The sequence below is a fragment of the Streptomyces sp. MBT65 genome (assembly GCF_016612545.1).
Taxonomy (GTDB): Bacteria; Actinomycetota; Actinomycetes; order Streptomycetales; family Streptomycetaceae; genus Streptomyces.
The window spans coordinates 1-9140 of record NZ_JAENRY010000294.1 but is presented as its reverse complement, the minus strand read 5'-3'; the positions used below and the strand labels follow the sequence as shown (position 1 = coordinate 9140).

Below are 9140 nucleotides of genomic sequence, written 5' to 3'. Positions count from 1 at the left end.
GGCCATGGGCGGGGCTCCTTCGGCATGGGATGCGCTCACGCGGTGACCAGGTCCGGGTCCTCGTTGCCAAGTGGCTTGAGGGCGGGGGTACTTGCGGGTGACGCGGTTGTCTTCGACGGTAGGGAACCCGTTCCGGGAGTTGCAACCGTTTCCGCCCCGCTTCACCCTTGTGGGTGGCTGCCGAACAACCTTGTGACCCCCGGGAGTTCGGCTGTGCACACTGCCCGGAGGAGGTCGCTCATGCCACCCAGGAACAACCCCAGCGAACGTCAGCGGCGGCTCGGACTGGAGCTCCGCAAGCTGCGCAACCGCGCCGGGCTGTCCGGCGACCGGGCCGGCGAGCTGCTCGACGCCGATCGCACCCGGATCAGCAACATCGAGGCGGGCCGCATCGACGTCTCACGCAACCGCCTCTACAAGCTGCTGCGCGAGTACGACTGCCCGCCCGGCCCGCTGTTCGACGGGATCATGGCGATGGCCCAGGAGAGCGGCAAGGGGTGGTGGGACGAGTTCAACGACACGATCGGCCCGGCGGCCCGGAACCTGGCCGAGCTGGAGTCCCGGTCGACCGTGCTGCGCACCCACAACCCCCTCGTGATCCCTGGGATGTTGCAGACCGACGAGTACGCCCGAGCCGTACTGACCGCCACCGAGTCAGCCCCTCGACACGCCGACCGTTACGCCGAGTTCCGCCTGGCCCGCCAGCGCGTACTGACCGGCGCCGAACCCGTCACGTACCGCGCCGTCATCCACGAGTCCGCACTCCACACACGGGTGGGCGGCCCTGCCGTCATGCGCAGGCAACTGGTGAGGCTGATGGAGGTGTCCCGGCTTCCCCACGTGACCGTTCAGGTCTATCCGTTCGAAGCCGGCGTCTACTCCGCGCACACCCGCTCCTTCGTCCTCTTCGGCGGCGGGGCCCCCGAACTCGACACGGTCTACCTGGAGCATCCGACCACCTCCCTCTTCCTGCGGGATGGAGAGCAACTCGACGAGTACGCCAAGATGTTCGAGCGACTCTCGGAGCTGGCGCTGGCGCCGGTCGACCCGGAATCGGCGCCGGAGTCGCACGAGTCACGCGATTCGCTGAGCCTGATCCAGCACGTCATGTACGCCCTGTGAGAGGACCCGCCATGCCCCACCTCGTCTGGCAGAAGTCGTCGTTCAGCACCGGCGGCGAGGGCGAGTGCGTGGAGCTGGCGGCAACCGCACCCGGCCCCCACATCCACCTCCGCGAGAGCGACCACCCCGACCACATAGCCACGCTCACACCCCACACCCTCGCCACCCTCCTCCACACGCTGAAGTCCCTCCCGCCCTTGCCAAGCCGTAAATAAAGTGATTCATTCGCAACGCAAGTGAATGGATGCACATCAAGCGCGGGGAGGCGGCCGTGACGGTCACCTTGGGCCAGGAGCCGATCACCGTCGAGCAGTTCGTCGCGGTCGCCCGCCACGGTGCCCGCGTCGAGTTCGACGCGACCTACGTCGACCGGGTCCACAAGTCCCGCGCGCTGGTCGAACGCTTCCTCGCCGAGAACCGCCTCGTCTACGGCGTCACCACCGGCTTCGGCGACAACGTCACCGAGGTCATCGCCCCGGCGGACGCCGAGCGACTCCAGCGCAACATCGTCCGCTCGCACGCCGTGTCCGTGGGCGAACCCCTGCCCACCGAGATCGTCCGCGCCATCGCCCTGATGGAACTCGTCGGCCTCGGCGAGGGCTACTCCGGCATCCGGTTCGAGACCCTGGAACTGATCCGGCGCATGCTCAACGCCGGCGTCACCCCACACGTCCCCGGCGAGGGCTCCGTCGGCTATCTGGCCCCCGAGGCCCACATGGCCCTCGTACTCCTCGGAGAGGGGCGGGCGTCGTACGACGGCCAACTCCTCCCCGGCGCCGAGGCGTTGGCCCGGATCGGGGAGCAGCCTGCCCGGCTCGCCTGCAAGGAGGGGCTGTCGCTCACCAACGGGACGCACTCCGTCACCGCGATCGCCGTCCTCGCCGCCCATGACGCCGGAGTCGCGGCGACCACGGCCGACGTGGCGGCGAGCCTGTCGGTACAGGCGCTCAAGGGGACCGTCCGCGCCTACGACGCCCGGTTGCAGGAGCGCAAGCGGCATCCCGAGCAGGCCGCCGTCGCCGAGAACCTACGACGGCTGACCGACGCGAGCGCGGTCAGCTCCGCGTTTCTCGACCACCGGCTCCAGGACAGCCTCTCCCTGCGCGCCGTCCCGCAGATCCACGGCGGTGCGAAGCGGGCGCTCGCGCAGGCCCGGGAGGTCATCGTCGAGGAACTCCACTCCGTGGGCGACAACCCCGTCATCCATCCCGAGGGCGAGGACGGGGTGGCGCTGAGCGGGGCCAACTGCGACAGCACGTACGTCGGGATACAGGCCGACACCATGGTCAACGCGATGACGGTCCTCGCCAAGGTCTCCGAGCGCCGTACCGACCGCATGGTCAACAGCAACTTCAGCGAGCTGCCCGCCTTCCTGGCACCGCGACCCGGCCTCGACAGCGGCTACATGATCGCGCAGTACACGGCCGCCGCCCTGACCATGGAACTGCGCGGCCTGGCGATACCCGCGTCCGCCGACAACGTCACCACCTCCGCCAACCAGGAAGACGCCGTCAGCAACGCCTACTTGGCGGCCCTGAAGGCCTACCGCGCAACCCGCAAGCTCGGCTACGTCCTCGCGATCGAGCTGATGTGCGCGGCCCAGGCCCTCGACCTCCTCGCGCCGCTCACCCCCTCCCCCGCGGCCGAGGCGCTGCGCGCCCGGATCCGCGAGACCGTCCCGACCGTCGACGAGGACCGCGTGTTCCACGCCGACATCGAGCACATCGCCCAACTCGTGCGGAACGGTGAGGCGTTGCGGGTCGTGGAGGGTGTCGTGGGGGCGCTGGCGCGGTGACGGCGGCCGGCGCGTTGCCGTTAAGGTTCGCCCCATGAAGGCAGCGGTGCACGACCGGTACGGACCGCCCGCCGTGGTCCGGGTCGCCGAGGTGGAGAAGCCCTCGATCGGAGATCGTGACCTTCTGGTCAAGGTGCACGCGACGACGGTCAACCGGACGGACTGCGCCTACCGTGCGGCCAGCCCCTTCTTCATGCGCCTGCTCACCGGGCTGTCCCGGCCCCGGCGGACCGTGCTCGGGACCGAGTACGCGGGGGTCGTGGAAGCGGTCGGCGCCGGTGTCTCGTCCTTCGCGGTCGGCGACCGGGTGTTCGGGTACAACGAGGGCGCCTTCGGAACTCACGCCGAGTACCTGGCAGTTCCGCACGACGGCCCCGTCGCGACCATCCCGACCGGCCTGACCTTCGAGGAGGCCGCTCCCGGTACCGAGGGCGCGCATTACGCGCTCGCGTTCGTCAGGAAGGCGGGCATCCGGTCCGGACAGGACGTCCTCGTCTACGGCGCGACCGGCGCCATCGGCTCGGCGGCCGTGCAGCTCCTGAAGCAGCGCGGGGCCACCGTGACGGCGGTGTGCGACACCGCGCATCTGGAGCTGGTGAAGGGCCTCGGCGCGGAGCGGGTCGTCGACCGCACCGCCCAGGACTTCACCCGGGACGAGCAGCGCTACGACGCGGTCTTCGACGCCGTCGGCAAGAGCACGTTCGGCCGCTGCCGGCGGCTGCTGAAACCCCACGGGACCTATCTGTTCTCGGAGTTGGGCCCCTGGTGCCAGAACGTGCTCCTGCCGCTCGTCACACCCTTGTTCCGCGGCAGGAAGGTGAGGTTCCCCGTTCCGAAGCAGGACCAGGAGATCGTGCGGCACCTCGGGGACCTGCTGGCCTCGGGAGAGTTCAGGCCGGTCGTCGACCGGCGGTACCCGTTGGAGCGGATCGTCGACGCCTACGAGTTCGTCGAGACCGGGCGGAAGGTCGGCAACGTCGTCATCGCCGTCGTACCGCCCGACTGACCCTCCGCGCCCGCGACTTCGCCCTCACAGCCGCCCCTCAGACGGCCCGCAGCACGCTCTCAGCCCCGAGGCGTCCAATCCCCGTGTACGGGGTGATCCGATCCCGGTGCGGACGGACGGGAGGACGTCGTGTTGTTCATCGTGGTGGTGCTGCTGGCCCTGATCGTCGCCGGAGCGGCCGCCTTCGGCAAGCGGCAGGCCGGGGGCGGGAGTTCGAGATTCGGGTACGACGGCGGCGGCGACGCCGATGCCGACGCCGCGGCGGAGGCCGCCCGTTGGGTGGAGCGGCTCGGGGGGAGTCTGTCGACGCTCGACGCGGGTGGGAACACCGCCGCCCGGCAGGCCCTCGCCGACGCCGCCGAGCGGCACCGGGCCGCCGAGGGGCAACTCGCCGTCGCCTACTCGCCGTTGCAGTACGGGCTGGTGACCCAGACCGCCATCGAGGGGCTGCATCACATCCGGACCGCTCGCGGTGCGCTGGGGCTCGACCCGGGGCCCGAGTTGCCCGCGCAGGGTGCCGGTGGACAGGTCACGGTCGGCGGGCGGACGTACACCGCGTCCGCGCGGCCCGGCACGGGGACGCCGTACTACTACCCGGGAGGGGTCGTCAACGGCCGTTCCATGCCCGGGGGTTGGTACAGCACTCCCTGGTGGAAGACCGCCCTCGTCGCGGGTGCCGCCGGGGTCGGGGGCATGCTGCTCGCGGACGCGCTGTTCGACGGCTTCCACCATCACGGGCCGCACGGTGGGATGTTCGGCGGTGGGCCGGGGGGACCCGGTGGGTTCGGCGGGCCGGGCCCCTTCTGAAGACCCCCTCGTCAGCCTTTCTGAAAACCCCGCCCGTCAGCCCTTGTTGGCGCCCAGTGTGAGGCCGCTGACGAACTGGCGCTGGAGCGCGAAGTACACGATCAGGGTCGGGATCGCGGTGAGCAGGGCGCCCGCGGCGACCAGGTTGGGGTCGGTGAAGTACTGGCCGGAGAGGTTGTTCAGGGCGGAGGTGATCGGCATGTTCTCGCCGGTCGAGATCAGCACGATCGCCCAGAAGAAGTCGTTGTAGATCCAGATGGAGAGGAGGGTGGCCAGGGCCGCCATCGCCGGCTTGCAGAGCGGGAGCACGATCTGCCAGTACATCCGCCACACCGACGCGCCGTCGACCAGTGCCGCCTCGGTCAGCTCGTCCGGCAGCATCCGCATGTAGTTGCTCAACACGAAGGCGCAGAAGCCCGACTGGAACGCCACGTGGATGAGGACCAGGCCCAGCGCGGAGTCGTAGAGCTTGCCGCTCGCCGTGATGCCCGGAAGGTTGATCAGCAGGTACATGCGGTACAGCGGGGTGATGATGACCTGCTGGGGCAGCAGGTTGCCGGCCGTGAAGACCAGCAGCAGGAAGATGTTCAGCCGGAAGTCGAAGCGGCTGACGTAGAACGCGACCATCGACGCCAGCAGCAGCGTGAGCAGCACGGCCGGGACCGCGATGATCAGTGTGTTGACGAAGTAGTGGATCATGTCGGACTGCTGGAACGCGTTCTTGAAGTTGTCGAAATTCAGCTTGTCCGGCCAGGAGACGTACCCCTTGTTGCTGGTCTCGGAGTACGGGCGCAGGGCCGCGTAGACCGCCCACAGCAGCGGGGCGAGCCAGGCCAGCGAGGTGACGACGAGGAACGTGTGCAGCAGGACCCGGGCCGGGCGGAGCGGGGTGCGCTGCTTCAGACCGAGTGCGGCGGTGGGGGTGGTCATGCGCGCCGCTCCTTCCGGAAGGTCGCGATCAGGTACGGGATGATGACCACGAGGGAGATGACCAGCAGGACGACGGCGATCGCGGAGCCGTAGCCGATCCGGCTGGACTCACCGATGATGTTGTTGGTGATCAGGATCGACAGCAGCTCGGTGCCCTGGGCGCCCTTGTTGAAGACGTAGACCAGGTCGAAGGCGCGCAGCGACTCGATGATGGTGACGACCAGGACGACCGTGTTGGTGGGCCGCAGGGTCGGGAAGATGACGTTCTTGAACGTCTGCCACTCGTTCGCGCCGTCCAGTGCGGAGGCCTCCCGCAGGGACGGGTCGACGCCCTTGAGACCGGCCAGGTACAGGATCATCATGTAGCCGGCGTGCCGCCAGGACGCGGCGATCAGGACGGCCCACAGGTTGAGCTTGGGGTCGCCGATCCAGTCGATGTAGTGGCCGGGCTTGTTGGCCCCGATGAGGCTGTTGATCAGACCGGTGTCCGGGTTGTAGATCAGCTGCCAGACGAAGCCGGTGACCGCCAGCGACATGACGACCGGCAGGAAGAACGCGGTCTGGTAGACGCGGCTGAAGCGGATCTTCTTGTCCAGCTGGACGGCCAGGAACAGGCCGAAGGGCGTCGGCAGCAGGATGAGCACGACGAACCAGATGACGTTGTGCTCGAGTGCAGGCCAGAACTGCGGGTTGTCGTTGAACAGCTCCTTGAAGTTGGCCAGCCCCACCCACTTGATCGAACTGAAGCCGATGCCGTCCCAGGACGTGAAGGCCAGGAGGATCGAGGCGAGGGCGGTGACCCAGACCAGGGCCACGTGCAGGACCGTCGGCACGCCCGCCATGAAGGCGAGCGTGATGCGGTCACGGCGGGTCAGCAGGCGCTTGGCGCCCTGCTGGACCCGCTTGTTCTCGGGCGCGGGGCCCGGAGGCGGAACGGCGTCCGCCTCCGGGCTCGTCGTAGTCGTCTCGGAGATCATGAGGAGGCGAAGATCGTCTTCTTCTGGCGCTCGATCGAGGTCAGCAGACTGTCGACGCCCTTGGGGTTCTGGAGGAACTTCTGGAGCCCGGGCTGCATCACCGTCGAGGTGAAGTCCGGCCGGGAGTCGCGGTCCATGAACTGCGTGAGGCTCTTGGCGGCGCCGATCATGTCGAACGCCTTCTTCTGGAGCGGCGAGTACGCCGAGGTGTCGGCCTTGCTGGAGGCGGCCACCACGCTCGGGTCGGTCTTGAGGTACAGCTGCTCGGCCGCCGGGGTGCCCAGGTACTCCAGGAGCTTGACGACACCGTCGTGGTTCTTCGGGGACTTGCTGACCATGAAGCCGTCGGTGGGCGCCTCGACGGTGTCCTGGCCGTACGCGGTGTTGATCACCGGGAAGGGGAAGAAGTCGAGGTCGTCGAGGTCGGCCTTGACGGTGAACTGCTGGGCCACGAAGGAGCCCAGGAGGTACATGCCGGACTTCTTCGACACGATGCCCTGGGCGGCGTCCTGCCAGGTGCGGCCCATGAAGCCGTCCTGGTGGTACGGGAGGAGCTCGGCCCAGTGGTCGAAGACCGCCTTGACCTTGGGGTCGGTCCACGCCTCCTTGCCGGCCATCAGGGACTTGTGGAAGTCGTAGCCGTTGAGGCGGAAGTTGATCTGGTCGAAGGTGCCCATCGCCGGCCAGGCGTCCTTGTCGCCGAAGGCGATCGGGACCAGTCCGTCGCTCTTCATCTTCTTGCACAGGGCGACCAGCTCGTCCCACGTGGTGGGGACGGTGTAGCCCTTGTCCGCGAAGACGCTCTTGCGGTAGAAGATCGCCCACGGGTACGTGGTCAGCGGCACGAAGTAGTACTTGCCGTCCTCGCCCTTGCTGAGCTGCTTCATCGCGTCGGGGAAGTTGTCCCCGATCTTCGCCCACACGTCGTCGATGGACGTGGCGAGCTTCTTGGCCGCGAAGAACTGCATGCGGTACCCGGCGAACCAGTTGAACACGTCGTCCGGCGTGCCCTGGAGGTAGGAGTTGATCTGCTCCTGGAAGGTGTTGTGGTCCTTCGTGTTGACCTTGACGGTGATGCCGGAGGTCTTCTTGAAGTCCGCGTAGACGCTCGCGAACGCCTTCTTCGGCACCGCGTCGGACGCGTTGGAGCCGAGGCTGACGGTCTTCGGGTCGGACGAGCTACCACTGCTGCCGCACGCGCTCAGCAGGGGTATGCCGGCTCCGAGGACGGCTGCGCCGCCTATCCCGCGCAGGACGGAGCGGCGGCTGGCGGCAGGGAGGGAGAAGTCGGGCATGAACGGCTCCTGACGGACAGGGTTCGGCCGGAATGCGCCACGCCCCAGGTCGTCGTAACCGACCAGAAACCAACGCGACCAAACACGGTGGCGTAATAACAGTCCTATGTCTGGTCATGCGTCAACACCCGTCGCCTTCATTTGTCGAAACGTAATCGACACTCAGGAGCAAAAGGAGCGAACGTGCGGCCGAGTGGCCACACGTTCGCTCCGGGGATTCCGGGTCACGTGGTCCGCAAGGGACTCCTGGGGCCCGTGGGGCGCCTACTGGAAGGCCGCGAAGGCCTTGGTGAAGGCGGACGCGCCCTGGACGACGGAGCTACAGGTCGCGTCCGCGGTGGGCTTGGCACCGCCGGGGCACTGCTTGTCACGGGTCGCGGACCACATCGAGAGTCCACCCAGACCCTTCGCTTTCGCGAAGGTGGCCAACCCGTTCGCATCCTCGACCGTGAAGACCTCCGATGACACGTCGTTGACACCGATCATGGGCGTCACTGCAACCGCTTTCCATGCAGCGGCATCAGAGAGCCCGAGAACACTCTTGACTTGGGCTTGTGTGGCAGTAGCCGCTTGCTGTGAGTACGTTCCCATATTTCCGGAGTACGCCGGTCCGTAATCCATCGCCATGATGTTGACCGTGTTGATCTTCACGCCGTTGGACTTGGCATTGGACAACAGGCTCACGCCGTCCTGGGTCAGACCCTCGGGCATCACGGGGAGGGTGTAGGAGACGTCCAGGTTCGGGTGCTGCTGCTGGAGCTTGGCTATCGCCTGGGCGCGGATCGTGTTGGCCGCCGTGTTGGGCAGCGCCGCGCCCTCGATGTCGAAGTCGACCTTGGTGAGGCCGTACGCGTCCACGACCTTGCCGTAGGCGCTCGCCAGCGCGCTCGCCGAACCGCATGTCGTCGCCAGCTCGGAGCCGGACGCGCCGCCGAAGGAGACCCGTACGTCGCCGCCCTTGGCGCGCAGCGCGCCGATCTGGGCGGCCACGCCGTCGCTCGCGAGATCCGACACACCGCCCCACTTCGGGGTGCAGCCGCCGCCGTCGGTGATGAAGGCGAGGTTGTAGTTCTTCACGCCGGTCGCGGTGACGTTCGCGAGCAGGTCGAAGGCGGGGTAGAGGGAGGTGTCGACGTACGGGGCGAAGCCCGCGCCGGCCGTGGTGCCGGTGCCGCTGCTCGGAGTCGGGGTCGGGGTGGGTGTGGCCG

9 protein-coding genes are annotated in these 9140 nt (G+C 68.1%); 5 read left to right on the top strand and 4 right to left on the bottom strand.

What is annotated here, in order from left to right; all coding sequences use genetic code 11:
- Window positions 1–240 precede the first annotated feature (240 nt).
- The 5 genes from JHN63_RS41365 to JHN63_RS41345 all read left to right on the top strand — a co-directional run bounded on the left by JHN63_RS41365 (window position 241) and on the right by JHN63_RS41345 (window position 4730).
- Window positions 241–1122, top strand: a complete 882-nt coding sequence (locus tag JHN63_RS41365) for a helix-turn-helix transcriptional regulator (protein WP_200690278.1) — start codon at window positions 241–243, stop codon at window positions 1120–1122.
- 11 nt (window positions 1123–1133) lie between these two features.
- On the top strand, window positions 1134–1337 hold the full coding sequence (locus JHN63_RS41360) for a DUF397 domain-containing protein (protein ID WP_200690277.1): 204 nt from the start codon (window positions 1134–1136) through the stop codon (window positions 1335–1337).
- A gap of 56 nt (window positions 1338–1393) precedes the next feature.
- Window positions 1394–2917, top strand: coding sequence for a histidine ammonia-lyase (hutH, locus tag JHN63_RS41355; protein WP_307782107.1), 1524 nt, complete (start codon window positions 1394–1396; stop codon window positions 2915–2917).
- Between the two features lie 34 nt (window positions 2918–2951).
- A complete protein-coding gene (locus JHN63_RS41350) occupies window positions 2952–3923 on the top strand; it encodes an NAD(P)-dependent alcohol dehydrogenase (protein ID WP_200690275.1) in 972 nt (323 codons plus the stop codon).
- A gap of 129 nt (window positions 3924–4052) precedes the next feature.
- Window positions 4053–4730 carry a hypothetical protein gene (locus JHN63_RS41345; RefSeq protein WP_200690274.1) on the top strand — a complete coding sequence of 226 codons (678 nt, stop codon included), beginning with the start codon at window positions 4053–4055 and terminating at the stop codon, window positions 4728–4730.
- A gap of 36 nt (window positions 4731–4766) precedes the next feature.
- Here the strand turns inward: JHN63_RS41345 and JHN63_RS41340 are convergent, their stop codons facing one another.
- From JHN63_RS41340 to JHN63_RS41325, 4 genes are all read right to left on the bottom strand, one after another.
- Window positions 4767–5660, bottom strand: coding sequence for a carbohydrate ABC transporter permease (locus JHN63_RS41340; protein ID WP_200690273.1), 894 nt, complete (start codon window positions 5658–5660; stop codon window positions 4767–4769).
- A complete protein-coding gene (locus JHN63_RS41335) occupies window positions 5657–6637 on the bottom strand; it encodes a carbohydrate ABC transporter permease (protein ID WP_200690272.1) in 981 nt (326 codons plus the stop codon). Before JHN63_RS41335 ends, JHN63_RS41340 begins: the two co-directional genes overlap by 4 nt.
- Complete coding sequence (locus JHN63_RS41330; RefSeq protein ID WP_200690271.1) at window positions 6634–7932, bottom strand: ABC transporter substrate-binding protein; 1299 nt, start codon at window positions 7930–7932, stop codon at window positions 6634–6636. The genes JHN63_RS41335 and JHN63_RS41330 overlap by 4 nt, the downstream gene beginning before the upstream one ends.
- Window positions 7933–8196: 264 nt before the next feature.
- Window positions 8197–9140: chitinase (locus tag JHN63_RS41325; RefSeq protein WP_200690270.1), on the bottom strand; the 944-nt coding region annotated here is incomplete at its 5' end.